The sequence below is a fragment of the Massilia sp. YIM B02763 genome (genome assembly GCF_030412015.1).
GTDB lineage: Bacteria > Pseudomonadota > Gammaproteobacteria > Burkholderiales > Burkholderiaceae_D > Telluria.
On the sequence record NZ_JASNRD010000006.1, the window covers coordinates 1 to 26,717 of the forward strand.

Annotated in this window: 28 protein-coding genes; 17 read left to right on the forward strand and 11 right to left on the reverse strand. The window is 66.5% G+C overall.

The annotated features are described in order from the left end of the window. Nucleotides 1-223: 223 nt before the first annotated feature. The 11 genes from QPK32_RS10330 to QPK32_RS10380 all read left to right on the forward strand — a co-directional run bounded on the left by QPK32_RS10330 (nucleotide 224) and on the right by QPK32_RS10380 (nucleotide 10,228). The gene (locus QPK32_RS10330; protein WP_290412725.1) at nucleotides 224-1,714 is read left to right on the forward strand and encodes a B12-binding domain-containing radical SAM protein; all 1,491 of its coding nucleotides are present in this window, start codon (nucleotides 224-226) and stop codon (nucleotides 1,712-1,714) included. Between the two features lie 77 nt (nucleotides 1,715-1,791). Then, nucleotides 1,792-2,922, forward strand: a complete 1,131-nt coding sequence (locus tag QPK32_RS10335) for an ABC transporter permease (RefSeq protein WP_290412726.1) — start codon at nucleotides 1,792-1,794, stop codon at nucleotides 2,920-2,922. Beyond that, the gene (locus QPK32_RS10340) at nucleotides 2,922-3,779 is read left to right on the forward strand and encodes an ABC transporter ATP-binding protein (RefSeq protein WP_290412727.1); all 858 of its coding nucleotides are present in this window, start codon (nucleotides 2,922-2,924) and stop codon (nucleotides 3,777-3,779) included. The genes QPK32_RS10335 and QPK32_RS10340 overlap by 1 nt, the downstream gene beginning before the upstream one ends. A 1-nt stretch (nucleotide 3,780) precedes the next feature. Further along, complete coding sequence (locus QPK32_RS10345) at nucleotides 3,781-4,728, forward strand: MlaD family protein (protein ID WP_290412728.1); 948 nt, start codon at nucleotides 3,781-3,783, stop codon at nucleotides 4,726-4,728. Nucleotides 4,729-4,736: 8 nt separating this feature from the next. Next, complete coding sequence (locus tag QPK32_RS10350; RefSeq protein ID WP_290412729.1) at nucleotides 4,737-5,381, forward strand: ABC-type transport auxiliary lipoprotein family protein; 645 nt, start codon at nucleotides 4,737-4,739, stop codon at nucleotides 5,379-5,381. Beyond that, nucleotides 5,378-6,508: a VanZ family protein gene (locus QPK32_RS10355; RefSeq protein WP_290412730.1), complete on the forward strand. Its 1,131-nt coding sequence runs from the start codon at nucleotides 5,378-5,380 to the stop codon at nucleotides 6,506-6,508. The genes QPK32_RS10350 and QPK32_RS10355 overlap by 4 nt, the downstream gene beginning before the upstream one ends. Nucleotides 6,509-6,604: 96 nt before the next feature. Then, on the forward strand, nucleotides 6,605-6,931 hold the full coding sequence (locus QPK32_RS10360) for a ferredoxin (protein ID WP_290412731.1): 327 nt from the start codon (nucleotides 6,605-6,607) through the stop codon (nucleotides 6,929-6,931). A gap of 1 nt (nucleotide 6,932) precedes the next feature. Then, nucleotides 6,933-7,565, forward strand: a complete 633-nt coding sequence (locus QPK32_RS10365) for an alpha/beta hydrolase (RefSeq protein ID WP_290412732.1) — start codon at nucleotides 6,933-6,935, stop codon at nucleotides 7,563-7,565. A 101-nt stretch (nucleotides 7,566-7,666) separates the two neighbouring features. Next, entirely contained in the window at nucleotides 7,667-8,815 is a 1,149-nt protein-coding gene (locus tag QPK32_RS10370) for a D-alanyl-D-alanine carboxypeptidase family protein (RefSeq protein WP_290412733.1), read from the forward strand. 161 nt (nucleotides 8,816-8,976) lie between these two features. Beyond that, complete coding sequence (locus QPK32_RS10375; RefSeq protein WP_290412734.1) at nucleotides 8,977-9,906, forward strand: aldo/keto reductase family oxidoreductase; 930 nt, start codon at nucleotides 8,977-8,979, stop codon at nucleotides 9,904-9,906. 13 nt (nucleotides 9,907-9,919) lie between these two features. Next, nucleotides 9,920-10,228: a metal-sensitive transcriptional regulator gene (locus QPK32_RS10380; RefSeq protein WP_290412735.1), complete on the forward strand. Its 309-nt coding sequence runs from the start codon at nucleotides 9,920-9,922 to the stop codon at nucleotides 10,226-10,228. A gap of 122 nt (nucleotides 10,229-10,350) precedes the next feature. Here the strand turns inward: QPK32_RS10380 and pssA are convergent, their stop codons facing one another. Beyond that, entirely contained in the window at nucleotides 10,351-11,142 is a 792-nt protein-coding gene (gene pssA / locus QPK32_RS10385) for a CDP-diacylglycerol--serine O-phosphatidyltransferase (protein ID WP_290412736.1), read from the reverse strand. Nucleotides 11,143-11,280: 138 nt separating this feature from the next. Here pssA and QPK32_RS10390 point away from each other — a divergent pair, with 138 nt between their 5' ends. Both QPK32_RS10390 and QPK32_RS10395 read left to right on the forward strand, forming a co-directional pair. Then, nucleotides 11,281-12,261, forward strand: coding sequence for a CAP domain-containing protein (locus tag QPK32_RS10390; RefSeq protein ID WP_290412737.1), 981 nt, complete (start codon nucleotides 11,281-11,283; stop codon nucleotides 12,259-12,261). A gap of 9 nt (nucleotides 12,262-12,270) precedes the next feature. Further along, nucleotides 12,271-12,927: an Hpt domain-containing protein gene (locus QPK32_RS10395; RefSeq protein ID WP_290412738.1), complete on the forward strand. Its 657-nt coding sequence runs from the start codon at nucleotides 12,271-12,273 to the stop codon at nucleotides 12,925-12,927. Between the two features lie 46 nt (nucleotides 12,928-12,973). Here the strand turns inward: QPK32_RS10395 and QPK32_RS10400 are convergent, their stop codons facing one another. The 3 genes from QPK32_RS10400 to QPK32_RS10410 form a co-directional block, all read right to left on the reverse strand. Then, the gene (locus tag QPK32_RS10400) at nucleotides 12,974-13,159 is read right to left on the reverse strand and encodes a hypothetical protein (protein WP_290412739.1); all 186 of its coding nucleotides are present in this window, start codon (nucleotides 13,157-13,159) and stop codon (nucleotides 12,974-12,976) included. A gap of 306 nt (nucleotides 13,160-13,465) precedes the next feature. Next, entirely contained in the window at nucleotides 13,466-14,044 is a 579-nt protein-coding gene (locus QPK32_RS10405; protein ID WP_290412740.1) for a DUF1439 domain-containing protein, read from the reverse strand. A 47-nt stretch (nucleotides 14,045-14,091) separates the two neighbouring features. Next, nucleotides 14,092-14,847 carry an SDR family NAD(P)-dependent oxidoreductase gene (locus tag QPK32_RS10410; RefSeq protein ID WP_290412741.1) on the reverse strand — a complete coding sequence of 252 codons (756 nt, stop codon included), beginning with the start codon at nucleotides 14,845-14,847 and terminating at the stop codon, nucleotides 14,092-14,094. Nucleotides 14,848-14,949: 102 nt separating this feature from the next. Here QPK32_RS10410 and QPK32_RS10415 point away from each other — a divergent pair, with 102 nt between their 5' ends. After that, nucleotides 14,950-15,864: a LysR family transcriptional regulator gene (locus QPK32_RS10415; RefSeq protein ID WP_290412742.1), complete on the forward strand. Its 915-nt coding sequence runs from the start codon at nucleotides 14,950-14,952 to the stop codon at nucleotides 15,862-15,864. 9 nt (nucleotides 15,865-15,873) lie between these two features. Here QPK32_RS10415 and QPK32_RS10420 read toward each other — a convergent pair whose 3' ends face one another. Both QPK32_RS10420 and QPK32_RS10425 read right to left on the reverse strand, forming a co-directional pair. Beyond that, the gene (locus QPK32_RS10420; RefSeq protein WP_290412743.1) at nucleotides 15,874-18,078 is read right to left on the reverse strand and encodes a hypothetical protein; all 2,205 of its coding nucleotides are present in this window, start codon (nucleotides 18,076-18,078) and stop codon (nucleotides 15,874-15,876) included. Further along, nucleotides 18,075-18,767, reverse strand: coding sequence for a hypothetical protein (locus tag QPK32_RS10425; protein ID WP_290412744.1), 693 nt, complete (start codon nucleotides 18,765-18,767; stop codon nucleotides 18,075-18,077). Before QPK32_RS10425 ends, QPK32_RS10420 begins: the two co-directional genes overlap by 4 nt. Before the next feature lie 90 nt (nucleotides 18,768-18,857). Between QPK32_RS10425 and QPK32_RS10430 the strand changes: the two genes are divergently transcribed. Then, nucleotides 18,858-19,304 carry a hypothetical protein gene (locus QPK32_RS10430; RefSeq protein ID WP_290412745.1) on the forward strand — a complete coding sequence of 149 codons (447 nt, stop codon included), beginning with the start codon at nucleotides 18,858-18,860 and terminating at the stop codon, nucleotides 19,302-19,304. A gap of 33 nt (nucleotides 19,305-19,337) precedes the next feature. Here QPK32_RS10430 and mnmE read toward each other — a convergent pair whose 3' ends face one another. From mnmE to rpmH, 5 genes are all read right to left on the reverse strand, one after another. Further along, nucleotides 19,338-20,717 carry a tRNA uridine-5-carboxymethylaminomethyl(34) synthesis GTPase MnmE gene (gene mnmE, locus QPK32_RS10435; RefSeq protein WP_290412746.1) on the reverse strand — a complete coding sequence of 460 codons (1,380 nt, stop codon included), beginning with the start codon at nucleotides 20,715-20,717 and terminating at the stop codon, nucleotides 19,338-19,340. 185 nt (nucleotides 20,718-20,902) lie between these two features. Then, the gene (gene yidC / locus QPK32_RS10440) at nucleotides 20,903-22,561 is read right to left on the reverse strand and encodes a membrane protein insertase YidC (protein WP_290412747.1); all 1,659 of its coding nucleotides are present in this window, start codon (nucleotides 22,559-22,561) and stop codon (nucleotides 20,903-20,905) included. 9 nt (nucleotides 22,562-22,570) lie between these two features. After that, the gene (yidD, locus tag QPK32_RS10445; protein WP_290412748.1) at nucleotides 22,571-22,828 is read right to left on the reverse strand and encodes a membrane protein insertion efficiency factor YidD; all 258 of its coding nucleotides are present in this window, start codon (nucleotides 22,826-22,828) and stop codon (nucleotides 22,571-22,573) included. After that, complete coding sequence (gene rnpA, locus QPK32_RS10450; RefSeq protein ID WP_290412749.1) at nucleotides 22,825-23,256, reverse strand: ribonuclease P protein component; 432 nt, start codon at nucleotides 23,254-23,256, stop codon at nucleotides 22,825-22,827. Before rnpA ends, yidD begins: the two co-directional genes overlap by 4 nt. A 34-nt stretch (nucleotides 23,257-23,290) precedes the next feature. Beyond that, entirely contained in the window at nucleotides 23,291-23,425 is a 135-nt protein-coding gene (gene rpmH / locus QPK32_RS10455; protein ID WP_040378179.1) for a 50S ribosomal protein L34, read from the reverse strand. Nucleotides 23,426-23,757: 332 nt separating this feature from the next. Here rpmH and dnaA point away from each other — a divergent pair, with 332 nt between their 5' ends. Further along, complete coding sequence (dnaA, locus tag QPK32_RS10460; protein ID WP_290412750.1) at nucleotides 23,758-25,194, forward strand: chromosomal replication initiator protein DnaA; 1,437 nt, start codon at nucleotides 23,758-23,760, stop codon at nucleotides 25,192-25,194. A gap of 238 nt (nucleotides 25,195-25,432) precedes the next feature. Further along, on the forward strand, nucleotides 25,433-26,539 hold the full coding sequence (gene dnaN / locus QPK32_RS10465) for a DNA polymerase III subunit beta (RefSeq protein WP_290412751.1): 1,107 nt from the start codon (nucleotides 25,433-25,435) through the stop codon (nucleotides 26,537-26,539). The last annotated feature ends 178 nt before the right edge of the window (nucleotides 26,540-26,717 follow it).

Genomic DNA, 26,717 nt, shown 5'->3' on the forward strand with positions numbered 1-26,717 from the left:
TCGTCAGCAGCAGAGAAGTGAGATTATGCAGTGTTTCGCTTAACTCGTCAACTTCATTTTGCGTCGCGCCGTGCGCGTCGCGGTCCCGTCGAATCTGTCGCGGCTGCTTGAAACAACCGGTCGTTTCCGACGAGGGAAAGAATGATACCAAGGCCGGAAGCAGCCCGCAAGGGCGTACAATGCCTATTTTTCCCTGCCGGCCTTTGCCATCTCCCGTAACGCCATGACGATCCTGCTTTCCACCCTCAATGCCCGCTATGCCCACGCTTCGCTCGGGCTGCGCTACCTGCTGGCCAATATGGGAGCGCTGCAGGAGCAAACGCAGCTGATGGAATTCGTCATCGGCGCCAAGACAACGGACGTGGTCGAACGCCTGCTGGCGAAGGCGCCGCGCATCGTCGGCTTCGGCATCTATATATGGAACGTCGAGGAGACCACGAAGGTCGTCGCCATGCTCAAGCGGGTGGCGCCGGACGTGGTCGTGGTGCTGGGCGGCCCCGAAGTCTCGCACGAGACGAACGACCAGGAGATCGTGCGCTTCGCCGACTACGTCGTCACCGGCTGGGGCGACATCACCTTCCCCAAGCTGTGCGGCGAGATCCTGCATGGCCCGAAGCCGCTGATGAAGGTCCATGCGGGCGTGCAGCCGCCCATGGCCGACATCGCCCTGCCCTACGCTCTATATAGTAACGAGGACATCGCCCACCGCACCATCTACGTGGAGGCCTCGCGCGGCTGCCCGTTCAAGTGCGAGTTCTGCCTGTCTTCGCTGGACAAGACCGCCTGGCCCTTCGGCCTGGAGTCCTTCCTGGCCGAGATGGAAGACCTGTACCGGCGCGGCGCGCGCCTGTTCAAGTTCGTCGACCGCACGTTCAACCTGAACGTCAAGACGAGCCAGCGCATCATGCAGTTCTTCCTCGACAAGATCGCGGCCCATCCGGACGAACCGGTGTACGCCCACTTCGAGCTGGTGCCCGACCACCTGCCGGAAGCCCTGAAGGCGACGATCGCCCAGTTCCCGCCCGGCGCGCTGCAGTTCGAGATCGGCATCCAGAGCTTCAACCCCGAGGTGCAGGCCCTCGTCAGCCGGCGCCAGGACAATGCCAAGGCCGCGGCCAATATCCGCTGGCTCACGGAGCAGTCGAACGCCCACCTGCACGTCGACCTGATCGCCGGCCTGCCGGGCGAGGACGTCGACAGCTTCGCGCGCGGCTTCGATCACCTGGTCTCGCTCGGGCCGCACGAGATCCAGTTCGGCATCCTGAAGCGCCTGCGCGGCACGCCGATCATCCGCCACACGGAAGCCTACGGGATGGTGTACGACCCCTACCCTCCCTATACCGTGCTCGCCACCGACCGCATCGACTTCACGACCATGCAGCGCCTGGTGCGCTTCGCGCGCTACTGGGACCTGGTGGCCAACTCGGGCCGCTTCGTCAATACGACGCGGGCGATGCTGGCCGACAGCCCGTTCGCCAACTTCATGGCCTTCTCCGACTGGATCTACACGAAGACGGACGCCACCCACCGCATCGCTCTCGAGCGCCTCGCCAAGCTGGTGCAGGGGTGGCTGCAGGTACGCGGGATGGCGCCCGACGCGGCCGCCGCGCTGGTCGCGAGCGACTACGCCGGCGGCACGCACAAGCCGGCCGCCCATGCGGGCGAAAAGCAAGCGGCCGCTCCCGAACGCCAGGTGCGCCATCTGGCCGCCTGACCTCTTTATGAACATGCCGCCGGTACGCTACCGTAGCGCCGGTGGCGGTCACCACGATTCTCTTTTACACTGCCGCAATGCGGATTGAAAATGCGCCAACATTAACCATCGAACATCCAGGGTCCGGCACGGGGCAATCCGTGGTGGCGCGCGGCGTATGGCAGGTCCATGCGCTGACCAAGCGCGGCGCCCTCAAGAGCGTCAACCAGACGCTGGCCTCGCTCAAGGGCAGCAACGCGACCTGGGACCTGTCGGAAGTCGCCAGCATCGACCACATCGGCGCCCAGATGTTCTGGAATGCCTGGGGCAAGCGCCGCCCCCAGCACCTGACGCTCGACCCGCGCCAGGAAGAGCTGTTCGCGCGCATCGAAAAGGCCAGCAGCATCGCGCTGCCGCGCACGCGCACCAGCCCGATGCAGGGCGTGATCCGCCTGGGCGGCGCCGTGCTGACCTTCTTCGAACACCTGAAGGGTTTCATCACGCTGATCGGCCAGGTGATCCAGGACGCCGGCCGCTTCATCCGCCACCCGCTCACGGGCCCGTGGCGCGAAGTCTCGGCCAATATCTACCACTCCGGCTTCCAGGCGCTGGGCATCACGGCGCTGGTGGGCTTCCTGATCGGCGTGGTGCTGTCCTACCTGTCGGCGCAGCAGCTGCGCATGTTCGGCGGCGACATCTACCTGGTCAACATCCTCGGCATGAGCGTGATCCGCGAGCTGGGGCCGATGCTGGCGGCGATCCTCGTCGCCGGCCGTTCCGGCTCCTCGATCACGGCGCAGCTGGGCGTGATGCGGGTGACGGAGGAACTCGACGCCATGCTCGTGATGGGCATCTCGCACGGCTACCGCCTCATCTTGCCGAAGGTACTGGCGCTGGCGCTGGCCATGCCCCTGCTCGTCGTGTGGACCGATGCCATGGCCCTGATCGGCGGCATGGTCTCGGCCAAGGTCGAGCTGGGCCTGTCGGCGCGCTACTTCCTGCAAAAGCTGCCGTCGGCGGTGCCGGTCGTGAACTACTGGATCGGCCTGGGCAAGGGCGTGGCGTTCGGCATGCTGATCGCGCTCGTCTCCTGCCACTTCGGCCTGCGCATCAAGCCGAACACGGAAAGCCTGGGCCGCGGCACCACGACGTCCGTGGTCACGGCGATCACGGTGGTGATCCTGGCCGACGCCGTGTTCGCCATCGTCTTCTCGGGAGTGGGCTTCTGATGGCGGACGTGAAGAAGGACCGGCAACCCCAGCGCCTGAACCGCCGCCCGGACGAGGACGTGGGCCCGCCGGTGGTCCAGATCCGCAAGCTGTGGACCCGTTTCGGCCGCACCGTCGTGCACCAGGACCTGAACCTGGACATCTATGCCGGCGAGATCCTGTCCATCGTCGGCGGCTCCGGCACCGGCAAGACCGTGCTGCTGCGCCAGATGCTGGGCCTGGAGCGCCCGTCCAGCGGCACCGTGCAGGTGTTCGGCGAGGACGTCAGCAGCGCCAGCCCGGAGCAGCTGCAGCGCATGCGCAACCACTGGGGCATGCTGTTCCAGGAAGGCGCGCTGTATTCGGCCCTGACCGTGTTCGACAACATCGCGCTGCCGCTGCGCGAGCTGCGCGCCCTGCCCGAGGACGTGATCCGCGACGCCGTGCTGCTCAAGATGGACATGGTGGGCCTGGGCCCGGGCGACGCCAACAAGATGCCGTCGGACCTGTCGGGCGGCATGGTCAAGCGCGCGGCCCTGGCGCGCGCGCTGGCCCTGGAGCCGCAACTGCTGTTCCTGGACGAGCCCACCGCCGGCCTCGATCCCGACTTGTCGGACTCGTTCGTGTCGCTGATCCAGAGCCTGCACAGCGAATTGCGCCTGACCGTGGTGATGGTCACGCACGACCTGGACACGCTGTTCGCGCTGTCCTCGCGCATCGCCGTGCTGGCCGAGAAGCACGTGATCGCGGTGGGGCCGTCCTGCGACGTGCTGGCCGTCCAGCACCCGTTCATCCAACACTTTTTCCTGGGCCCGCGCGGCCAGCGCGCGCTCGAAGTGCTCGAAGAGCGCTATGCACGAAAGGAATCGGAAGACTGACATGGAAAACAGATCGCATGCCCTCATGACGGGCTTCTTCACGATCGCGCTGCTGGTGGCCGCCGTCCTGGTGGGCCTGTGGCTGAACCGCGACCGCACCGAGACCCACCCCTACGAGATCGTCACCACCCAGACCATTCCCGGCCTGAACCCGCAGGCGACGGTGCGCTACCGCGGCCTGGAGATCGGGCGCGTGGACGACATCGTGTTCGACCCGAAGGTGACGGGCCAGATCCTGATCAAGCTGTCGATCGACGAAGGTGCGCCCGTCACCACCACCACCTTCGCCACGCTCGGCTACCAGGGCGTGACCGGCATCGCCTTCATCCAGCTCGACGACGAGCGTACCGGCTCGCCGCTGCTGAACAGCGACAACGGCAGCGTCAAGCGCATCCCGCTGCGTCCGGGCCTGCTGGACCAGCTGGAAAAGCGCGGCCTGGCGATCCTGGAAAAGACGGAACGCATCACCGAGCGCGTCAACGACGTGCTGAGCAAGGAGAACACGGACAAGCTGTCCGGCGCCATCGACAACATCGGCAAGGCCGCCGAAGCCTATGCCGCGATCCCGCAGCAGTTGCAGCCGACGCTGGCGCGCCTGCCCGCGCTGGAAGCGAAGTTCGACCAGACCATGGGCTCGGTGAAGGGCGCCGCCGACAGCATCCAGAACACCGCCAACAACTACAACCGCCTGGCCGACAGCCTGCAGGCGCCCGGCGGGCCCATCGAACGGGCCGCTACCGCCATCGACTCGCTGGGCGGCGTGACGTCCGACCTCGAACTGCACACGCTGCCGCACGTGGTCGAGATGGCCGACGAGGCCAAGACCTCGCTGCGCGCCGTGCGCCGCACCGTGAACGGCCTGGGCGACCGCCCGCAAAGCATCCTGTTCGGCGCGCCGACGCCGGAACCGGGCCCCGGCGAACCGGGCTTCGTGCCCCCGACCAAATGAGGAATCCCGTGACCCTGCATCCGACCTTCACCCGTGCCCTGATCGCCGGCGCCTGCGCCATCGCCTTCGCCGGTTGCGCCTCGCAGAAGGGACAGCCGACCACCCAGTTCGATTTCGGCCCGGCCACCGCCGCCGCGCAGAATGGCGCTCCAAGCGCGGCGCTGGGACCCATCGTCGTCACCGACGTCACCGGCTCGTCCGCACTGGACAGCGAGCGCATGTTCTATCGCCTGAGCTATGCCGACCAGATGCAGGCGCGCACCTATGCCAACAGCCGCTGGACCGCGAATCCGCTGCAGCTCATGACCCAGCGCGTCAAGACGCGCATCGGCCAGTCCGGCGCCAAGGTGCTGTCGGAAACCGACGCCTCGCTCGGCATCCCGCTGCTGCGCATCGACGTCGACGAATTCATGCACGACTTCTCCAGCGCCACCCAGAGCAGCGGCCGGGTGGCCGTGCGCGCCTCGGTGTTCCGGGGCCATACGCTGGTCGACCAGCGCAGCTTCGTGCGCAGCACCCCTGCCGCCAGCGCCGATGCCGCCGGCGGCGCGCGCGCCCTGGCCGCCAGCACCGACGCGGTCGCCGCCGACATCGTCGGCTGGCTCGGCACCCTCGGCGCCGCCACCAACGCCGAGACCAACGCGCGCCGATGACCGAGGCCCACGACGAGGCCCATCGCCCGCGCGCATCCCCGGTGGCGCGCGCCACGCTGCTGGCCTACCTGCTCCTGATCGTCTACGCCAGCTGGTTCCCGTTTTCCGGCTGGCGCAGCACCGGCCTGTCGCCGTTCACCTTCCTGAACCTGCAGCCGCAGCGCTGGTGGACCGGCTTCGACGTCATGGTCAACATCGTCGGCTACATGCCGCTCGGCGCCCTGATCGTGCTGTCGCTGTACCCGGCCGTGCGCGGCGCCTGGGCGGTGCTGGTGGCGGGCATCGCCGGCATCCTCGTCTCGGGCACCATGGAACTCGTACAGAACTACCTGCCCAGCCGGGTGCCGTCGAACCTCGACCTGTTGACCAATTCGGGCGGCTGCCTGGCCGGCGCCATCGTCGGCGCCGGCTTCGCCCGCAGCCTGCTCGACCAGAGCCGCCTGTACCGGCTGCGGCGCCGCTGGTTCGCGTCGCACGCGAGCCAGGGCCTGGTGCTGGTGGCGCTGTGGCCGCTGGCCCAGGTCTACCCCCAGGGTTACCTGTTCGGCAACGGCCAGGTGCTGCCGCTGCTGTCGGAATGGCTGTCCGACTGGCTCGACACCGACATCGACCTGGTGACCATGGTGCGCGGCGACACCATCATGACCGTGGAGCAGTACTGGCTGTCCGAGACCATCATCACCGCCTGCGGCATGGCCGGCGCCGGCCTCGCGCTGCTGTGCCTGACCCGGCGCGGCGCGCCGAAGCTGTGGCTGATGCTGGCGCTGATGGCCGTGGGCGTGCTCGTCAAGACGCTGGCCACCTCGCTGTTCTTCTCGCCCGACAATGCGCTGGCCTGGATCACGCCCGGCGCCGAAGGCGGCTTCCTGATCGGCCTGATCATGCTGGCCGGCCTGGCATTCGCGCCCCAGGTGGCGCAGCGGCGCCTGGCGGTGGTGACGCTGGTGCTGTCGCTCATCGTGGTCAATACGATCCCCGCCAATCCCTACTTCCTCTCCACGCTGCAGGCCTGGCAGCAGGGTAAATTCCTGAATTTCAACGGCGCCGCCCAGTTCCTCGGCATGGCCTGGCCCTTCATCGCGCTGTGGTTTCTGCTGCTGCCTTCGCATCGGCTGAACCGGAATTAAGGTCCGATGGCACGGGGTACCCACCCTCCGCTTAAAGACTGTTTTAAGATCAAGCGCGTATGATGAGAGGCGTACCGCATTCACCGGGAACAGAACATGAACGACGATAAACCCTTCTACGAACACCATGTGTTCTTCTGCACGAACGAACGCGAAGGCAAGGACGCCCGTCCCAGCTGCGGCAAGCACTGCGCCGCGGACGCCATGAAGCATGCCAAGGAACGCATCAAGAAGCTGGGCCTGTCCGGCCAGGGCAAGGTCCGCATCAACAAGGCCGGCTGCCTCGATCGCTGCGAGGAAGGGCCGGTCGTCGTGATCTACCCGCAGGGCACCTGGTACACCTACGTCGACAACGAGGACATCGACGACATCATCGACCGCCACATCGTCAAGGGCGAAACCGTCGACCGACTGAAGATCTGACATGAACAAGAACTCGCACAAGTTTTACCTGACCGGCCACGCCGGCAAGATGGAATGCCTGCTCGACGAACCCGAGGAAGGCCTGCCCCGCGGCATCGCCCTCGTGGCGCACCCGCACCCGCTGTACGGCGGCACCATGGACAACAAGGTCGCGCAGACGCTGGCGCGCGCCTTCGTCGGCCTGGGCTACGTGACGGCGCGCTTCAACTTCCGCGGCGTGGGCGAGTCGGAAGGCGTCTACGACGAGGGCCGCGGCGAAACGGACGACATGGAGATCATGCTCGACCACATGACGACCGAATATCCCGGCCTGCCGGTCGCCCTGTCCGGCTTTTCGTTCGGCACCTTCGTCCAGGCCCAGCTGCAGCAGCGCCTGATCGCCCAGGGACGCCCGGCCGAGCGCCTGGCGCTGGTGGGCACGGCCGCCGGCAAATGGCCGATGCCGGAGGTCCCCGCCGACACCATCCTGATCCACGGCGAACTTGACGATACGATCACGCTGCAACAGGTCTTCGACTGGGCGCGACCGCTCGACATCCCCGTCACCGTGATCCCCGGCGCCGACCACTTCTTCCACCGCAAGCTCGTGCACATTAAAAATCTTGTCGCACAGCTGTGGAAACGTGACATTTAGGCCCTCGCTCGGCCTATACTATTGGTCCGTCTTTTCTTCGGGCAATGTCGTAGCCGGCATTGCCTGCGCTTCACCACCACCACTGCTGACCTCTGCTTCCCATGAAAAAGTTAATCGCGGCCGTCGCCGCCAGTGTCCTCCTGATGTCCGCCGCCAGCGCCCAGACCGTGCCGGCCCCGCAAATCGCCGCCCGCTCCTGGCTGCTGCTGGATGCCACCAGCGGCCAGATCATCGCGTCGCAGGATCCGGATGCGCGCATCGAACCGGCATCGCTGACCAAGGTCATGACGGCCTACGTCACCTTCCAGGCGATCCGCGACAAGAAGCTCACCCTCGACCAGATGGTCACCGTCTCCGTGCGCGCCTGGAAGGTCGACGGCAGCAGCTCGAAGATGTTCATCGACCCGGCCACCCCGGTCAAGGTGAACGACCTGCTGTACGGCCTGATGGTCCAGTCGGGCAACGACGCCGCGGTGGCGCTGGCCGAAGCCGTGGCCGGCGACGAAGGCACCTTCGTCACCCTGATGAACCGCGAAGCCCAGCGCATGGGCATGAAGAACACCAAGTTCGCCAACCCGCACGGCCTGCCGTCGCCGGACAATTATTCGACCGCGCGCGACCTGTCGATCCTGGCCTCGCACGTGATCAAGGACTTCCCCGAGTTCTACAAGATCGACTCGGTCAAGGAATTCACCTATAACAAGATCAAGCAGCAGAACCGCAACCGCCTGCTGTGGCTGGACCCGACCGTGGACGGCATGAAGACGGGCCACACCGAAGCCTCGGGCTACAGCATGATCGCCTCGGCCCACCGCCCGAACGGCCCGGCCGGCGAACGCCGCCTGATCTCGGTGCTGTCCGGCGCCACCTCCGATTCGCTGCGCACGGCCGAAAGCCAGAAGCTGCTGAACTGGGGCTACCAGAACTTCGACACCGTGCGCCTGTACGCGAAGGGCCAGGCCATCGCCACTCCGGAAATCTGGAAGGGCTCCAGCTCGACCGTCAAGATCGGCTTCCTGAACGACGTGCTGGTGACCGTGCCGAAGGGCGTGGCGCAGAAGATGAAGCCGGTCCTGGAACGCAAGGATCCGCTGGTCGCCCCGGTGGCGCGCGGCGCCCAGGTCGGCACGCTGAAGATGGTCGTCGACGGCAAGCCGCTGCTGGCGCTGCCCGTCGTGGCGCTGGACGAGGTGCAGGAAGCGAGCATCTTCGGACGTGCGTGGGATTCGATGCGGCTCTGGATGAAGTAACTCACCTTCCAACATCACCACAACCACCGTCGTTCCCGCGCAGGCGGAAACCCATGCCGAGCGTCCCTGCTCACTTCAGCATGGGTTCCCGCCTGCGCGGGAACGACGTTTTTATACTGTTGCTTTGGCTATAATTAGCCATCCCTTTTGAAAGCACACCCATGACCCACGCCCTGCCCGCCGACCTGTCCTGCCCGCGCATCACGACCCGCAAGGAGGGAGGCCTGTCCCTGTCCCGCATCGTCGCCGGCATGTGGCGCATGGTCGAATGGAACATGACGGTGGAGCAGCGCGTCGCCTTCATCGAGCGCTGCATCGACCTGGGCGTGACCTCGTTCGACCACGCTGACATCTACGGCAACTACGGCGTCGAAGGCCTGTTCGGCGAGGCGCTGCGCGCCCAGCCTTCGCTGCGCGAGCGCATCGAGATCGTCAGCAAGTGCGGCATCAAGCTGTTGTCGAACAAGCGTCCGGACCACGCCATCCAGCACTACGACACGACCCGTGCGCACATCGTGGCGTCGGCCGAGGAATCGCTGCGCCAGCTGCACACCGACCGCCTCGACCTGCTGCTGATCCACCGTCCGGATCCGCTGATGGACTTCGACGAGATCGCCGAGGCGTTCGCGCACCTGCAGCAGTCGGGCAAGGTGCGGCACGTCGGCGTGTCGAACTTCAGCCGCCACCAGTTCGAGTCGCTCAACCGCCGCATCCCCCTGGCCACGAACCAGGTCGAATTCTCGCCGCTGCACGTGGCGCCGATGTTCGACGAGACCTTCGACGGCCTGCAGGACCTGGGCATCGCGCCGATGATCTGGTCGCCGCTGGCGGGCGGACGCCTGTTCAGCGCCAACGACGCCAACGTCGAGCGCCTGCGCCTCGTCATCAAGGAGATCGCCGACCGCCTGCAGAAACCGTTCGCCAGCGTGGTCTTCGCCTGGATCATGCAGCTGCCTTCGCGCCCGCTCCCGCTGACGGGCAGCGGCCGCATCGAGGCGATCGCCGTGGCGGTGGCCGGCACCACGTTCCAGCTCTCGCGCACGGACTGGTTCGCCATCCTGCGCGCGGCGCGCGGCCACGAAGTCGCATAAGGGCCGCGCCGCCATGCCCGACTCGCTCAAGGTCGTCGAGGGACGCGCCCTGACGGCGCAGCAGAAGAAGGATTTGCTGAACCGCCTGGCGCGCGTCGAGGGGCAGCTGCGCGGCATCCAGAAACTGGTGGCGCTGGCCGACGCGCCGGGCGACGTCGACGCGGTCGCCCAGCAGATGGCGGCGGCGCGGAAGGCGCTGGACCGCTCCTTCGTGCAGCTGCTGGCAGGCAGCATCGTCACCCATACGGACCAGGCGAACGACGTCGAGGAAGCGAAGCAGAGCGCGCAGCATCTCGCCGCGCTGCTCGACAAATTCGTTTAATGCGTCAATTCGTTTAACGCGTCGTTTGAATTCGCGATGAACGTAGGGTGGACAGCTCCGCTGTCCACGCGTTCAGCCGGCGCATGCGGAACGCGTGGATGGCAAAGCCGTCCACCCTACCATCACTCCTCGTCCTCATAGACCTTCGGCGGCGGAATCTTCGTCCAGCCGCCCTGCCAGGCGATGTTGAGCAGCAGCGTCGCGCCGATGTAGAACACGAAGAACAACGCGAAGAAGCGCGTCTGCAGCAGCGCCAGCAATACCACGCCCACGCCCAGCACGACGAAGGTGGCCGTCGATTTCGGCTGCTTGGAGCTGGGGAAGCGGATCGTCGACACCATCAGCGCGCCCACCGCCACCATCAGCAGCATCACCAGGAAGGCCTCCGTCATGCTCACTACCGGGTCGGGCCAGGCCACCACCACCGAGGCCACGCAGGCGGCGCCCGCCGTGATGGGCATGCCCGTGAAATAACGCGGATCCGTCTTGCCCACCATGACGTTAAAGCGTGCCAGGCGCAGCGCGCCGCAGGCGACGAACACGAAGCAGGCCAGGCCGCCCATGCGCACCAGGGTCGGATGCGCGGCGCCCATCTGCGCGAAGCCGTAGCAGTACAGCAGCAAGCCGGGGGCGCAACCGAAGTTCATCACGTCGGCGATCGAATCGAGCTGCACGCCGAACGCGGACTGCGTATTGGTGGCGCGCGCCACCAGGCCGTCGAGCGCATCGAACACGCCGGCCAGCACCAGCAGGATCGCCGCCAGGCGGTAGTCGGCCGGGTCGCCCACGGGTGCGTTGTCGACCGAGATCACGATGCTGCCGAAACCGCAGGCGATCGACAGCAGGGTCACGAAACTGGGCAGGGCGAACTTGGCGCGGGCGAAGCGCTGCTGGCGGGTAGGGTTCAAATGCATGCTCGACAAGACGAAATAATGGCTTATTTTACATGGACTTACGTGCGCACAGCATTTGACCGGACGGCCGCCGCCGTTCCCTGATTTGCCCTAGAATGGGAGCTCTTTGACGGAGTATGTACGAATTGGAGTGAGATGATGAGCAGATTGCATCGCGCGAAAAGCATCGCGGCCGCCTGCATCGCCGCCTGGGCGCTGGTTGCCTGCGGCGGCAGCGACGACAACGACGTCACCGGCAGTGCCGGCGGCGTCAGCGGTACCAGCACGCCGGCGACGAATACGGGGTTCTCCGGCCAGGATGCGTCCGCGCCTGCCGTCACCAACAATATCGCCACCGATGGCCTGAACTGGATCAACTACCGCCGCGCGCAGGTAGGCATGTCCACGCTCACCCGCAATAGCCAGATCGACAACGCGGCACAGGGCCACTCCGATTACCAGCGCATCAACAACGTGGTGACGCACGACCAGACGGCGGGCCGCCAGGGCTTCACGGGCGTGTCCCTGCAGGACCGCATGGCGGCATCGAACTACGTGATCCGGGGATCGAATGCGATCGGCGAAGTGATTTCGGCCGCCAACAAGGGCACCGGCTTTTACATGGCGGAGGAATTGATCACGGCGATCTACCACCGCTTCGTGATCTTCGAGCCCGTGTTCAAGGAAGCCGGCGCGGGCGCGGCCACCACGTCGGCCGGCTACAGCTACTTCACCGCCGACTTCGCGGCCAACAACGGCTTCGGCCCAGGCCTGGCGGCGGGCACGCTCGCCGTGTGGCCCGTCAACGGCCAGACCCAGGTGCCGCCGAACTTCTTCAGCGACTACGAAGAGCCGGATCCGGTACCGGACATCAACGAAGTCGGCTATCCCGTCAGCGTGCACACGAACCTGACGCGCAAGCTGACGGTCCAGAGCTTCACCATGCGCGCGCGCGGCGCCACGGGCAACCTGTCGACGCGCCTGCTGGTCAAGGGCCAGGACGCGAACACGACCACGGACTCGGCGGCCGCCATCGTCCCGCTGGCGCCGCTGGCCCCGCGCACCACCTACGACGTCACCTTCATCGGGGCCATCGACGGTACTGCAGTCAGTCGTACCTGGTCGTTCACGACCAAGTAAACTGTCTACATGACTACATCTCCAGGACAGCCAGCCGTCGATCCCGCCCTCCCCGCCGTCGACCACGCCGGCGGCATCGCCCGCCTGATGGGCGACGCCGCCCTGTTCGGCCGCGTGCTCGGGCGTTTCCGCAACGAATACCGCCAGGCCGCAGACAGCATCCGCGCAGCGCTGGAGGTCGGCGACCTGGCGCTGGCGCAACGCCGCGCCCATACGCTGAAGGGCGCGGCCGGCATGATCGAGGCGGTGCCGCTCAGGCGCCAGGCGCAGGACCTGGAGCAGCTGCTGCGCGCCGGCGGCGACCCGTATCCCGGCCTGGCGCTGCTGCATGCCGAACTCGACCGTGTACTGGCCGAGCTCGATGCGCTCGCCGGCGCCCTGCCGGAACGGCGCAGCCTGGGCGCCGGCTTGGCCGCTGGTTTGCGCGCCGGGTTGCCCGATGCGCTGCCCGCGCCCGCGCCGGCAGCCCAGGAACATGCACTGGAACGGTTGATGGCCCTGCTCGACGAGGGCAATGGCGATGCGGTCGACCTGGTGCGCGAGGACGGAGCGGCGCTGACGGCGCGCCTGGGATCCCAGGCCTATCTCGAGGTGGCGGAAGCGGTCGAGTGCTTCGACTTCGACGGCGCGCTGGACCTGCTGCGCCGCTACCAGACCGCGCGCTGAACGATCGGTGCGCGGGCCGCGCGGCGAAAGCGCAAGCGGGCAAGGATCAGCGGGTGTATTCCGCTTCTTCGTCGAAGGCAGTGGCGCAACTTTTACCGCAGAAACGGCGCACGCTGTCGAGCGGCTTGTCGCAATACCAGCACGCTCCTTTCGGTGGCAAGCTCATGCGCGCCGGAACGGCAGCTGCCGCCGATGCGGTGGCGACCGACGCGACGACGAGCGGCTCGGGCACGCTCTGGTCCGAAAAACTTTCCTGTGTCGTTTCCAAGATTCCCCCCTTAGTCGCACGTCAGCCGCACGTCAGTAGCGCTGAGATTACTTTAGTGGAACACCGTGTGCATGAGAAAGCGCAACACCGATTGCGCATTGCATGCTCCGTTGCGAAGCAAGCCCACGATACTCGCTAAAACCATCCGCGCCAACCGAAATGGGACGTCCGACTGCCGGAAATAATAGCAGTAATAACAATGGGGGGCTGGACCATTCAATCGTGTGGGCGGCACCGTGTCGGATTTGCGACGCTGCCCCTGCCGAAGGGTCAGCGTACCGGTTCGAGGGTGACGAACAAGGCGCCGGGCGCCGTCTCCAGGCGGGTCGGGACGAACTGCACGCCGGCATAGCGCAAGTCTTCGGGACGGAAGGAATACACGGGCAGGTCGCGCACCAGCTGGTTCACGAGCAGGTCGGCCGCGCGTTCCAGGTCGCGTGCGCGGCCGCCTTCCATGTTGGCGATCTCGAAGCGGTCGACATGGGTGTCCTGCATGAACACGGCGTTGCGCGGTGCGTCCAGCACCAGGTGGCCGGACACCGCCAGCGTGCCGTTCCACGACTGGCGCACGAAGGGCGGCGCCACCGACACGTCGAGCGTCAGGGCGACGCGGTCGGTCTCCGGCTGGATCGTCACGCGCGGATGCGTGAGGCGCACGTCGAACAGTTCGAGCAGGCGATTGTTCAGCGGGAAGCGCCGCTCCAGCCCGGCCTGCAGGCGCGATTGCGACAGTTCCACGCGGCGCGGACCGACGATGCTGGCGCAGGAGGCCAGCAGGCCGGCGACCGCCAGTGCGCCCGCCGCCTTCCCGAAATCCCGTCGCGTGAACTCCTTGCTTGCCCCCTTCATGCCGCCTCCATGCTGTCGATGTCGGGGCAAGCCTAGCACATCCGTGTTCAGAGCATCGCGCCGCCGGAGGCTTCGATACGCTGGCCCGTGATCCAGCCATTGTCGGGGGCCAGCAGCGCGGCGGCGGCGGCGCCGATATCGTCCGGCAGGCCGACGCGGCCCAGCGCCGTGAGCGACGCCACGCGGCGGTTGACCTCCGGATTGTCGCGCACCATGCCGCCGCTGAAATCCGTCGCGATGGCGCCCGGCGCCAGCACGTTCACGCGGATGCCGCGCGCCGCCAGCTCGGCCGCCTGGTAGCGCGTCAGCACTTCCACCGCCCCCTTGGCCGCGCCGTACACTGCGGAGCCGGGATAGGTGAAGCGCGCCAGGCCGCTGGAGATGTTCAGGATGCGGCCGCCGTCGTTCAGCAGCGGCGCCAGCGCCTGGGTCAGGAACACGGGCGCCTTGAAGTGCACGGCGACGGTGGCGTCGAACTGTGCTTCCGTCACCTCCGCCAGCGGGACGTGCAGGCTCGTCCCCGCATTGTTGACGAGGATGTCGAAGCGCTCGCTCTGCCAGCCGGCCAGCACCTCGCGGACCTTGCCGGCAAAGGGGGCGAAGCCGCGGCTGTCGGCCACGTCCAGCTGCAGCACGGCGGCGCGGCGGCCCAGCGCCTCGATCTCGCCGGCCGTCTGCCTGGCGGCCTCTTCGTTGCCGTGGTAGGTGAACACGATGTCGGTGCCGGCGCGCGCCAGGTGCAGGGCCATGCTGCGGCCCAGGCCGCGGCTGCCGCCGGTGATGAGTGCGATGCGATTGCTCATGATGGACTCCTTGGTTGAGGAAGCCCAGTATATTTTTCAGGATTTCGACAATAAACCGGCCATTACTGCATGCACCTTGCAGGAATCGCTCATAATCAGCCCATGGACGAACTCGACAACATCCAGGTATTCCTGAAAGTGGCGGAGCTGGACAGCTTCAGCGGCGCCGCGCGCCAGCTCGGCTTGCCGAATGCGACGGTGTCGGCGGCCGTGCGCCGGCTGGAGCAGGACCTGGGGGTGCGCCTGCTGCAGCGGACCACGCGCCGCGTGCAGATGACGCAGGAAGGCGAAGCCTTCTATGCCCGCAGCCGCGCGCTGCTGGGCGAGTTCGAGGACATGCGCACCATGTTCCGCCAGGGCGCGGACAGCCTCGCGGGACGGCTGCGCGTCGACATGTCGGTGGGCATGGCCATCAGCGTCGTGCTGCCGCGCCTGGGCGAATTCCTGGCCCGCCACCCGCGGCTGCAGGTGGACCTGGGCACGGCCGACCGCCGCGTCGACATCGTCCGCGAAGGCTACGACTGCGTGCTGCGTGCCGGGCTGCTGGCCGATTCCAGCCTGGTGGCGCGGCCGCTGGGCAGCTACCGCATGATCAATTGCGCTTCCCCGGCCTACCTGGCGCGCCACGGCACGCCGCGAACGCTGGACGACCTGCCTCTCCACCGCATCGTGCACTACGACGCGCAGCTCGCCGGCAGCAGCCCCGGCTGGGAATGGTTCGACGGCCACGCCACGCAGCTGGTGCCGGTGGGCGCCGTGCTGACGGTGAACGGCACGGCCGCCTATGCCGCGGCATGCCGGGAAGGACTGGGCCTCGCCCAGATCCCGGAAGCCGGGGTGCGCGACCAGCTGCAGGCCGGCCTGCTGGTCGAGGTGATGCCGGACTTCCGCCCCGCGCCGATGCCCGTCTCCTTCGTCTACCCGAGCCGGCGCCACGTGCCGGCGCGGGCGGTCGCGTTCATGGACTGGGTGGCGGGGCTGCTGGCGCCGTGGCTGGAGGCGCAGGCCGCTCAGTAGCTCAGTAGCTCAGTAGAAGTACGGCGTCTTCTTCGCCCACTCGCTCTTCGGATAGCGCTTGTGCAGCAGGTTGAACGCCTTGCGCGACAGCGTCTTGGCATCGTCGTCGAGGCAGCCGCCGCGCGTCGATTGGACCACCACGTGCAGCAGCCAGGGCAGCTCCGGATCCTTCGGATGGCTGTCGGCCCAGGCCAGCACGTCGTCGCCCAGCGTGCCGGTGGCCGTCTTCACAGGCGCCAGGCGCGCCAGCTCCGCACGCGCGGCGCCGGCATCGCCGGCCGCCGGCGGCGGCGGCAGGCGCCACACGAAGCGCGGCTCCCCGAGCGGCTGTTCAGGCTTGAACGAACACCACATCGACGCGGTCGCTTCGTCCGCCGCCACACGCTCGACCTTGGGGCTGTCCATGCTCGCGTCGGCGGCCAGGCCGAAGGCGGCCCCCGCCACCAGCACGGCGTGGCGGCGTTCGGCGGGCGACGGCGCCTGCGCGTAGCGCTGCGTGGCCGACGCGGCGGCCGGCACCAGGCCCGCCAGCAGCGCCGCGGCCTGCCGGCCCTCCTCCTGGCGGTCGAGCAGGCCGGCGCGGATCCAGGCGGCGCCGGCGATGCGCGCGCGCAGCGGCGCGGGCAGCGCTTCCACGCGCGCCAGTTCGACCAGGTCGGCCAGCGCCAGGTTGCGGTTGATCCAGGCCAGGCCATCGTCGTTGAGCATGTTCTCTTTCGGGCTTTCGCCTTCCGGCACGTAGTAGTCGACGTTCGTGCGCAGCAGGTAGCCGGCCGCGTCGCGCACGGACGTGGCAGCGGCGAAGCGTTCCTCGCGCAACAGGTTGCGCGTGGCCGGCGTCAGCGTGCGCTGCAGAACGCCGTCGGCGACAGTCCTTGCCTGGTCGCGCTTGTCCTGCAGGCGGTACAGGCGCGCCAGGTGGTAGCGCACGGTGACCCAGGCCGGGTCGTCGGCGCCCACTGCCAGCGCCGCCTTTTCCAGTTCCGGCGTCATGGCCGTGGACAGCATCAGCGCCGCCACCAGCCAGGGGCCGCGCTGGGCCCGCGGCGCATGCTGCCAGCGCTCCAGCGCGTGCGCGGCCTGGGCATCGCAGGCTTGCTGTGCCCCGCACGCCTGCACGGTCTCGATCCAGTCGGCATACGCATGGGCGGCGCGCTGGTCCGCGTGCTTGCCGTCCATGAGCACCGACCAGTCGCCCAAGCGGTCGAGCGCGTACGGGTCGTTGCGCGGATCGTCCAGGTAGCGGGCCAGTTCCTCGAGGCGGCTTTCCGGCGTGAGCGCGGCGCGCATCGCGCGCAGCAGCGCACGCGTTGGCTCGTGCATGGCCGCGAGCCCGGCATCGCCCACGATGGCCTCGCCGCGTTGCTCGAGCGCGCGCGCCTGGCGTTCGCGCTGCCCGGGCGGCTGGTCCTTGGCGGCGGCGACGACGCGCCGTACTTCGGAGCGCAGCGCCAGGTAGGCGCCCAGCGGCTGCATCGGATGGCCCTTCGTCGCACCGATGCGTTCGAACAGCGCCGTGCTCTCGGCATAATGCCCACCCTGGAACTGCCAGGCGGCACGCTGGTAGTCGCGCAGCATGCGCCAATACGCCGGTTCCGCCGCGGGCAGCGGCTGCGGCGGCACGATCTCGGGCTGCTTGTCCTCGCGCCACGCATAGCGCGCATCCTCGGCCTGCTGGCAGGCTTCGCTCACCTGGTATTGCGCGCGCACCCAGCCGTCCACGCGCGCCTTGGTCGCGTCGGGTCGTGCCGCCAGCGCCGCGAACGTCGCGCGCACGAACGCGCGCGCGGGGGCCGGGCAGGCGTCGATCTTGTTGCGCGCCGCCCAGTCGTCGGCCTTCAGACCCAGCACGGCGGCGGTGCGCAGGGCGAAGTCGTCATTCCCCCGGCCGGCGGCACTGTCAGCGCTGCCATCGCCCCCGCCATCGCTCCAGCCGTTCCCGAAGGCGCTGCCGTCGGCGCGCGCCAGGCCCTGCGCCGTGCCGGGCCGGCGGGCGATCTCCGGCCCCAGCATGATGGCGCGCCAGGCCGTGTACAGGTAGACCCGGCGCATGCCCGGCTGCAGCACGCCCAGCTCCCCGGCCTGGAAGCGCGCCAGCGGAATGTCCGGCTTCGTGTAGGCCTTGAACATCGTGTAGGCGGGATTGTAGTCGCCGCTGGCCAGCACCGCGCCGGCACACGACAGGGCTGCTGCAGCAGCAATCATGCGTTTCATCGTGAATCCTTCCATCTTCGTTCGTCGAACCAATACGTGCGCCGGTAGCGTGCCGCCACGGCGGGCGCGAACGCTTCCTGGCGCGAAAAGCCGGCGCTGCCGGCGCGGCACAGCGGATGCAGCACGCCCGGGCGCTCCGCCACGATGGCGCGCAGCGGCGCATTGTCCCGTCCCATGCGGAAAAACATCGGCACTACCTCGTCGGCCGCCAACCCGTCGAGCCAGGCCGGCGCGCGGCACCACCACGCGAGCGCCGTGACGCTGAACCGCATGTCGCGCGGGAGCCTGGCGCGGATCTGGGCCACCAGCGCGCGGTAGTCCTCGCGCTGCGACGGCCGCGCTTCCAGGTCCAGCTGCACCCATCCGGACGTCGACGCGCGCGCGGCCCCGTCCAGCGCCGCCAAGATCGCGGGACGCGCGGCGCGCAAGCCCGCGGGCGGATGCAGCTGGTCGATCTCGACGTGCACGACGGGAATCACGCGCGTGCCCGGTGGCAGGCCGCGCGGCCGCGCCCCGGGGCGCACCAGCACCTTGTCGCCGGCCAGCCAGACGTGGCGGTCGACGACGGCGACCGTCGCGCGCGAGAAAGCAGGGAGGGGAGCGTCCTTCCATAGCCAGGCGATGGCGTCGGAAGGGGGAATAAGCGTGGCGGGCAAGGTCGTGGTGGTACTGGCGTTACGGTCCGCCATGGTAGCAAGTTCGGCAGCGTTCGATCCTCACACATCATTGCAACGAAACCGGAATGCAATACTATTCTTGCATCTTCCTTGAAAGGACATATGCGCGGCGAATTGAAACAATTGGCGTGGGGCCTGGGTGCGCTGCTGGTGGGGTCCGTCATTGTCGGGGTGTCCCATGGCCAGGGCATGCTGATGAACATCGGCGTGGGATGCGTGTTGCTGGGGATACTGTTCCTACTGTTTGGCGTGCGCGACATCCTCTGCGCACTGCTGCGGCGTGCCGGGCGTGATGCCGCTCCAGGCCGGGTATTCATCCACTTGTGCGCCGGATTGATGCTGCTGCTCGCGCTGGCCATGTTCGTCGACAACAATCCGCGGCTCGGTACCATGCGCTGGCTCCTGCCGATCATGCTGCCCGCGTCGCTCTACCTGTTGAACGGCATGCTCGACGGCATGGTTCGCCTGCTCGAATGGATGACGAAACCGAAAAAGCCGCCACGCTCGCAAGAACGCCGGCGCCGCCCCGGTTCCCGAGGAGGCGCTTAGTGAGGGCGCTTAGTCAGCGCTTACTCAGGCTGCTCACTTGCCGATACAGAACCTGCTGAAGATCACCCCCAGCAAATCATCCGGCGTGAACTGCCCCGTAATGCTGGACAGCTGGTCCTGCGCCAGCCTGAGCTCCTCGGCGAACAGGTCGAGCGACTGGTCGTCCTGGGCCGCGTGCAGTTCCGCCAGGTGCAGGTGGGCGCGCGCCGCGCGCAGCGCCACCAGGTGGCGTTCGCGCGCCAGGTACAGCGACTCGCCCGTCTGCTGCCAGCCGGCGATGCGCAGCAGCTCCGCGCGCAGCAGCTCGATGCCGATCTTCTCGTGCGCCGACAAATAGATGTGGGTCGCGTCCGCGCTCTGGTCGACGCTGGGCTTGTGGCCCGATAGATCGATCTTGTTCCAGATGCGCACGACGGGCACGCCTTCCGGGAAGGCGGCGACGATCTCCTCGTCGGCCTTGGCCGGGCCGAGGTTGGCGTCGAGCAGGTGCAGGATCACGTCGGCCTTGCCGACCTCGCCCCAGGTGCGCTCGATGCCGATGCGCTCGACCACGTCGATGCCCTCGTCGATGGCGCGGATGCCGGCCGTGTCGATGATGTTCAGCGGGATGCCTTCGACCTGGATCGTCTCGCTGACCTTGTCGCGCGTGGTGCCGGCGATCGGCGTGACGATGGCGACGTCCGATCCGGCCAGCGCGTTCAAGAGCGAGGATTTGCCCACGTTCGGCTGGCCCACCAGTACGACGTTCAGGCCCTCGCGCAGCAGCGCGCCCTGGGCGGCCTGGCGGAACACGGCGTCCAGCGCCTCCACGATGCCCTTCAACTGGCCGCGCGCGTTCGATTTTTCCAGGAAGTCGATTTCCTCTTCCGGGAAGTCGAGCGTCGCCTCGACCAGCATGCGCAGGTTGATGGTTTTATCAACCAGGTCGTGCACGACCTTCGAGAACGCGCCGGACAGCGATTGCGAGGCGGATTTCGCGGCCGCTTCCGTCGAGGCGTCGATCAGGTCGGCGACGGCTTCGGCCTGGGCCAGGTCGAGCTTGTCGTTCAGGAAGGCGCGGCGTGTGAATTCGCCCGGTTCCGCGAGGCGCAGGCCGAGGTCCGCGCCCGCTTCCAGCACGCGCGCCAGCAGCATGCGCAACACGACCGGGCCGCCGTGGCCCTGCAGTTCCAGCACGTCCTCGCCCGTGTAGGAATGCGGGCCCTTGAAGTACAGGGCCAGGCCTTCGTCGAGGATGGTGCCGTCGGCGGACTTGAACGGGAGGTAGGTGGCGTGGCGTGGCGCGAGCTGCGTGCCCGGGAACAGGGCGTCGACCAGGGGGGCGAGCGCCTTGCCGGAAGCGCGCACGACGCCGATGCCGCCGCGGCCGGGGGCGGTGGCGATGGCGGCGATGGGGGAGGTGTCGAGTTTCATGAGGGGATTGTAGTGGATTCCGATCACCGTCGTCCCCGCGCAGGCGGGGACCCAATTTCTGCTGGCGCCGTCGTGCTGCACGCAACATTAGGCCCCTGCCTTCGCAGGGGCGACGATGTTTTGCTGTATCTCTCAATAAAAAAAGCCCGTGCAAGCACGGGCTTCTTCAGCAACGCAACACCGTCTTACTTGGGCGCGTACTTCTTGGTGATGACGTACTGCTGCGCCATCGAGATCAGGTTGTTGACCACCCAGTACAGCACCAGGCCGGACGGGAAGAACAGGAACACGACCGAGAACGCCAGCGGCATGAACAGCATCATCTTGGCCTGCATCGGGTCGGCCGGCTGCGGGTTCAGCTTCTGGGTCACGAACATCGAGATCGCGTACAGGATCGGCAGGATGAAGTACGGGTCCGGCGCGGTCAGGTCGTGGATCCACAGCACCCACGGGGCGCCGCGCATTTCGACGGAGGCCAGCAGCACCCAGTACAGGGCCAGGAACACCGGCATCTGGACCAGGATCGGCAGGCAGCCGCCCAGCGGGTTGATCTTCTCGGACTTGTACAGCTCCATCGTGGCCTGCTGCATCTTGACCGGATCGTTCTTGAAGCGTTCGCGGATCGCCTGCATCTTCGGCGTCACGGTGCGCATCTTGGCCATGCTGCGGTAGCCGGCCGCGGACAGCGGGAAGAACAGCAGTTTGATCAGGATGGTCAGGGCGATGATGGTCCAGCCCCAGTTACCGGTCAGCTGGTGCAGGTGGTCCATGGTCCAGAAAATCGGCTTGGCGATGATCGCGGCCCAGCCATAGTCGCGCACCAGGTCCAGGCCCGGGGTCACGCCTTCCAGGATCTTCTGCACTTGCGGGCCCGAATACAGGCGGGTCGCGTTGGACACGGTGGCGCCCGGCGCGACGGTGCCCAGCGGCAGGGTCTCGCCGATGGCGAACAGGTTGTTGCCCAGGCTCTTGGTGTAGATGTCGCGCTGGACCTTGTCCGGGGCGATGAAAGCCGAGACGAAGAAGTGCTGCGAGATCGCGATCCAGCCGTCGGTGGCCTTGGTCGTGTGCTCGGCGCTGCCCTTGGCGATCTTCTCGAAGGTCAGCTTCTCGTAGTGGTTCTGCGAGGTCCACAGGGTCGGGCCCGTGTAGCTGCTGTTGAAGAAGCTGTCGCCTTCCGGCTTGCTGCCGTCGTGCTGCAGCTGCAGGTACAGCGACGGCGCGACCGGCGCCTGGGTCAGGTTGGTGACGTCATGGCGCACGTCGATCACGTAGTCGTTGCGCTTGAACGTGAAGGTCTTGGTCAGGCGCACGCCGCCCTGCTCCGCGTCCAGCACCACCTGCACCTGGTTGTTGTTGTCCAGCGTACGCGCGCCCGGACGGACGGTGAACGGGGTGTTGTGGTTCGGCAGCACGCCGGCCGCGCTGGCGCCGGTCAGGCCGGTCTGGGCCAGGTAGACGCGCGGGCCGTTCTGCTGGAACAGCAGCTGGTTCTTCGTCGGGTCGATCTTGTCGCGGTATTGCAGCAGCTCGAGGCGGCGGATCACGCCGCCGGCGGTGTCGATGTCGACCTTGTAGACGTCGGTGGTGACGGTGACGATCTGGGTCTGGACCGGGGCGCCCGGCGCGGCCGCGCCCGGGGCCTGGCCCGGCACCGTCGACGGCGCCGTCGCGGCGGACGGCAGGTCGTTGACCTTGGCCGGGGTCGGGGCGGTGGCGACTTTCGCCGGAGGCGCTGCCGAGAACATCGACTGCTTGCCGTTGGCCACCATCCAGTCGTTCCACAGGACGACCAGCGAGACGGCGAACACGATCCACAGGATGGTACGTTTATTGATTTCCATTGGTCTTATTCAGGAATGCTTGCAACCGCAAGCGGTTGGCGGGGATTGCTCCCCAGGACGAGGCACCAGGTCGACGCCGCCGTCGTTCCATGGATGGCAACGGCAGACGCGGCGCAGGGCCAGCCAGCTGCCGCGTGCGGCGCCATGGAGTTGGACGGCTTCGACCGCGTAATTCGAGCAGGTCGGATAGAAACGGCAGTTCTGTCCGAGCATCGGAGACACCATCAACTGGTAACCGCGCAACAGCCAGACGAGCAGCCGGTTCATGATTGTCCCGGTTGGTCTGGTGAAGGCGCTGCCGGAGCCGCCGCCGGCTTGCGCGCGCGCGGCAGCTGCGACGCGAACAGGCGTCCCAGCTCGGCATGCAGCAAGGTCTTCAGGGCCGTATTGGTGGCCGGACCGGCCTTGCTGTTGACCGGGCGCGCCAGGCGCACGATGCAGTCCAGGCCGGGCAGCGGCGTGGTGCGGAACAGTTCGCGCGTGATGCGCTTGATGGTGTTGCGCGTGACCGCGCGCGGTGCGAAACGTTTGGCCGCGACGACGCCCAGCCGCGCATGAGGCAGGGCATTCGGTCGGGTGTAGAGCACGAAATGCGCGGTTTTTTGCGCAGGGCGCAAACGAAAAACGGATGAAAACTCATCCGTTTTTACGATACGCCGAACGCGCGCGAAGTCGTGCGAACCTTCGCCAGTCATGGGCTGACCGCGATCGACAAGCGGCTTTGCCGGCTTAGACAGCCAGGCGCTTGCGGCCCTTGGCGCGGCGAGCGTTCAGGACTTGGCGGCCGCCACGGGTAGCCATGCGTGCGCGGAAGCCGTGCGTGCGCTTGCGACGGACGACGGAAGGTTGGTAAGTACGTTTCATGGTGGTCTCGCTTAAAGCAAATTAGAATGCAAATCGGGCTGCGCTCGCTTCGAGGCAGCGTTACGCCAATGACATTTCGCAGTTGTTAAGCCAGCGTCACGCCACAGCAGAGCTTGTCGCCCATGCGCGTGATATCGATTTGATACTGCGTGCGGGCGGGGAACCCTGAATTAGACCCTATTCCACGCTGGACTGTCAAGGAAGCCGTTGTGCCAACACAGCAAGGCCGCGCGCCAGGCTGTTGAAATTACAGTGGAAAAATCGTGTCGCGCCTGTGGATAACTTTCGAGAACACAGGTAAAATAGAGTGTTACGCTTAACTTAGTCGATGTATGGATAACTTCTGGCAGACCTGTTCCAAGCAATTGGAACTCGAGCTGACGCCGCAGCAATTTACCGCGTGGATCAAACCGCTGGTCGCCCTGGATTACGAGGACGGCAAGCTGCGCGTTGCCGCGCCCAACCGGTTCAAGCTCGACTGGGTCAAGACGCAATTCGCCAGCCGTATCACGGAACTGGCGTCCCAATACTGGGAGCGCCCGGTCGACGTGCAGTTCGTGCTCGACCCGAAATTGACGGCGGCCCGCAAGCCGGTCGCCGCCGCGCCAGCCCCTGCCCCGTCGATGCCCTCGCCGGGCGGCTTCAACGGCAGCGGCGCGCTGGGCATCAATGCCGCCGCCGACAAGACCGTGCCGGAAACACCGGTCGTCACCCCGGACAACGTCATCGCCAACAATCCGCGCCGCGAACAAAGCCGCGTGAACCCGGACCTGACGTTCGAGAACTTCGTGACCGGTAAGGCCAACCAGCTGGCGCGCGCCGCCGCGATCCAGGTGGCCAACAACCCGGGCGTGTCGTACAACCCGCTGTTCTTCTACGGCGGCGTCGGCCTCGGTAAGACCCACCTGATCCATGCGATCGGCAACCAGGTCATGGCCGACCAGCCGGGCGCGCGCATCCGCTACATCCACGCCGAGCAGTATGTGCGCGACGTGGTGACCGCCTACCAGCGCAAGGGCTTCGACGACTTCAAGCATTACTACCACTCGCTGGACATGCTGCTGATCGACGATATCCAGTTCTTCGGCGGCAAGAGCCGCACGCAGGAAGAGTTCTTCTATGCGTTCGAGGCGCTGATCGCGGCCAAGAAGCAGATCATCATCACGTCGGATACCTATCCGAAAGAGATCACGGGCATGGACGACCGCCTGATCTCGCGCTTTGACTCGGGCCTGACGGTCGCGATCGAACCGCCGGAACTGGAAATGCGCGTGGCGATCCTGATGAAGAAGGCGGAATCGGAAGGCGTGGTGCTGAACGACGACGTGGCCTTCTTCGTGGCCAAGCACCTGCGCTCGAACGTGCGCGAACTGGAAGGCGCGCTGCGCAAGATCCTGGCCTACTCGCGTTTCCACGGCAAGGACATCACCATCGACGTGGTGAAGGAAGCGCTGAAGGATTTATTGTCGGTGCAGAACCGCCAGATTTCCGTGGAAAACATCCAGAAGACCGTCGCCGACTTCTTCAACATCAAGGTCGCCGACATGTATTCGAAGCGCCGCCCGGCGAACATCGCCCGCCCGCGCCAGATCGCCATGTATTTGGCGAAGGAACTCACGCAGAAGAGCCTGCCGGAAATCGGCGAGCTGTTCGGCGGCCGCGACCACACGACCGTGCTCCACGCCGTCCGCAAGATCGCGCAGGACCGTGCCAAGAATGCCGAGTGCAACCACGAGCTGCACGTGCTGGAACAGACGCTGAAGGGCTGAAATCGGAGCGGGAAGACCATTCTGCTCCACGGTTGGGAAAGGGGTTTTTCCGTAGGGCACTTCGCAAAACCTGCTGCGCGTTGCACTGGCGGTCTGCGATGCTCGCTGTACTATCGTACAGCTGCGCTTCTCGACCACCATTGCCGCTCGCGACGGTTTTTCGACGTACCCATTAATGACTTCTGGCAAAATATTGCGCAAACAACATTTTCACCTATAAATACTACCGAGGATATTTATGCAACTGGTCAAAACTACCCGAGACACGCTTCTCCGGCCACTGCAGATCGTGAGTGGTATTGTCGAGCGTCGGCATACCATGCCGATTCTGGCCAATATCCTCATCCGCAAGGACGGCGAAAGCGTCTCGTTCCTGTCGACCGACACCGAGGTGCAGATCACGACCCTGGCGAACATCGGTTCCGGCGCGGAAGTGACGGGCACGACCGTCGCCGCGCGCAAGCTGCTGGACATCCTGCGCGCGCTGCCTGAATCGGGCGACGTCACCATGACCCTGCTGAACAAGCGCCTAACGGTCCAGAGCGGCAAGTCGCGCTTCGCCCTGCAGACGCTGGCGGCCGAGGAATTCCCGACCGTCTCCGTGGCCGACACCTACAACGCCACCGTCACCCTGCCGCAAAAGACGCTGAAGCACCTGTTCAACATGGTGCACTTCGCGATGGCCCAGCAGGACATCCGCTACTACCTGAACGGCCTGCTGCTGGTGCTGGACGGCAGCAACGTGATCGCCGTGGCGACCGACGGCCACCGCCTGGCCTTCGCGCAGGTGGAAACCGACCAGCAATTCGAGCGCCAGGAAGTCATCATCCCGCGCAAGACCATCCTGGAACTGCAGCGCCTGCTGGAAGAAAGCGACGACACGGTCCGCCTGGACATCGCCGCCTCGCAGGTGAAGCTGACCTTCGCCGACATCGAGCTGGTCTCGAAGCTGGTCGAAGGTAAATTCCCGGACTATACCCGCGTGATCCCGAAGGGCTACAAGAACGATTTCACCATCGGCCGCGAAGAACTGCTGCGTTCGCTGCAGCGCGCCGCGATCATGACCAGCGACAAGTTCAAGGGCGTGCGCTGCCTGATCGCCCCGGGTTCGATGAAGATCAGCTCGACCAACGCGGACCAGGAAGAAGCGGTGGAAGAACTGGAAATCGACTACGGCGGCGACGCCATCGACATCGGTTTCAACGTAACCTACCTGCTGGACGTGCTGAACAACCTGAAGTGCGACCAGGTGAACATCGCGCTGGGCGACTCGAACTCGTCGGCGCTGATGTCGATTCCGGACAATGGCGACTTCAAGTATGTCGTCATGCCGATGCGTATTTAATTAGGGCAAATCGCCCATATATTCGTCCTGTGCAGGGAGAGTTGGTCCCTGCCTTCGCAGGGACGACGGTTTGAAGGCCGGCGATCCTTTTCATGCCGCTACCGTTTGATCCGTCGTCCCTGCGCAGGCAGGGACCCAAGCTGAGCTGGCCAACACCAGCACCGCAAGCATCCCTCCA

What these genes read in the sequence shown, in the direction of transcription:
- QPK32_RS10345 (WP_290412728.1), top strand. Translation starts at nt 3,781, where the DNA reads ATGGAAAACAGATCGCATGCCCTCATGACGGGCTTCTTCACGATCGCG.
- QPK32_RS10405 (WP_290412740.1), bottom strand. Translation starts at nt 14,044, where the DNA reads ATGAAGGGGGCAAGCAAGGAGTTCACGCGACGGGATTTCGGGAAGGCG.
- QPK32_RS10410 (WP_290412741.1), bottom strand. Translation starts at nt 14,847, where the DNA reads ATGAGCAATCGCATCGCACTCATCACCGGCGGCAGCCGCGGCCTGGGC.
- QPK32_RS10430 (WP_290412745.1), top strand. Translation starts at nt 18,858, where the DNA reads ATGCGCGGCGAATTGAAACAATTGGCGTGGGGCCTGGGTGCGCTGCTG.
- QPK32_RS10355 (WP_290412730.1), top strand. Translation starts at nt 5,378, where the DNA reads ATGACCGAGGCCCACGACGAGGCCCATCGCCCGCGCGCATCCCCGGTG.
- QPK32_RS10395 (WP_290412738.1), top strand. Translation starts at nt 12,271, where the DNA reads ATGACTACATCTCCAGGACAGCCAGCCGTCGATCCCGCCCTCCCCGCC.
- QPK32_RS10330 (WP_290412725.1), top strand. Translation starts at nt 224, where the DNA reads ATGACGATCCTGCTTTCCACCCTCAATGCCCGCTATGCCCACGCTTCG.
- QPK32_RS10360 (WP_290412731.1), top strand. Translation starts at nt 6,605, where the DNA reads ATGAACGACGATAAACCCTTCTACGAACACCATGTGTTCTTCTGCACG.
- QPK32_RS10365 (WP_290412732.1), top strand. Translation starts at nt 6,933, where the DNA reads ATGAACAAGAACTCGCACAAGTTTTACCTGACCGGCCACGCCGGCAAG.
- dnaA (WP_290412750.1), top strand. Translation starts at nt 23,758, where the DNA reads ATGGATAACTTCTGGCAGACCTGTTCCAAGCAATTGGAACTCGAGCTG.
- mnmE (WP_290412746.1), bottom strand. Translation starts at nt 20,717, where the DNA reads ATGAAACTCGACACCTCCCCCATCGCCGCCATCGCCACCGCCCCCGGC.
- QPK32_RS10425 (WP_290412744.1), bottom strand. Translation starts at nt 18,767, where the DNA reads ATGGCGGACCGTAACGCCAGTACCACCACGACCTTGCCCGCCACGCTT.
- QPK32_RS10420 (WP_290412743.1), bottom strand. Translation starts at nt 18,078, where the DNA reads ATGAAACGCATGATTGCTGCTGCAGCAGCCCTGTCGTGTGCCGGCGCG.
- yidC (WP_290412747.1), bottom strand. Translation starts at nt 22,561, where the DNA reads ATGGAAATCAATAAACGTACCATCCTGTGGATCGTGTTCGCCGTCTCG.
- QPK32_RS10375 (WP_290412734.1), top strand. Translation starts at nt 8,977, where the DNA reads ATGACCCACGCCCTGCCCGCCGACCTGTCCTGCCCGCGCATCACGACC.
- QPK32_RS10370 (WP_290412733.1), top strand. Translation starts at nt 7,667, where the DNA reads ATGAAAAAGTTAATCGCGGCCGTCGCCGCCAGTGTCCTCCTGATGTCC.
- QPK32_RS10380 (WP_290412735.1), top strand. Translation starts at nt 9,920, where the DNA reads ATGCCCGACTCGCTCAAGGTCGTCGAGGGACGCGCCCTGACGGCGCAG.
- pssA (WP_290412736.1), bottom strand. Translation starts at nt 11,142, where the DNA reads ATGCATTTGAACCCTACCCGCCAGCAGCGCTTCGCCCGCGCCAAGTTC.
- QPK32_RS10415 (WP_290412742.1), top strand. Translation starts at nt 14,950, where the DNA reads ATGGACGAACTCGACAACATCCAGGTATTCCTGAAAGTGGCGGAGCTG.
- yidD (WP_290412748.1), bottom strand. Translation starts at nt 22,828, where the DNA reads ATGAACCGGCTGCTCGTCTGGCTGTTGCGCGGTTACCAGTTGATGGTG.
- rpmH (WP_040378179.1), bottom strand. Translation starts at nt 23,425, where the DNA reads ATGAAACGTACTTACCAACCTTCCGTCGTCCGTCGCAAGCGCACGCAC.
- rnpA (WP_290412749.1), bottom strand. Translation starts at nt 23,256, where the DNA reads ATGACTGGCGAAGGTTCGCACGACTTCGCGCGCGTTCGGCGTATCGTA.
- QPK32_RS10390 (WP_290412737.1), top strand. Translation starts at nt 11,281, where the DNA reads ATGAGCAGATTGCATCGCGCGAAAAGCATCGCGGCCGCCTGCATCGCC.
- dnaN (WP_290412751.1), top strand. Translation starts at nt 25,433, where the DNA reads ATGCAACTGGTCAAAACTACCCGAGACACGCTTCTCCGGCCACTGCAG.
- QPK32_RS10340 (WP_290412727.1), top strand. Translation starts at nt 2,922, where the DNA reads ATGGCGGACGTGAAGAAGGACCGGCAACCCCAGCGCCTGAACCGCCGC.
- QPK32_RS10335 (WP_290412726.1), top strand. Translation starts at nt 1,792, where the DNA reads ATGCGGATTGAAAATGCGCCAACATTAACCATCGAACATCCAGGGTCC.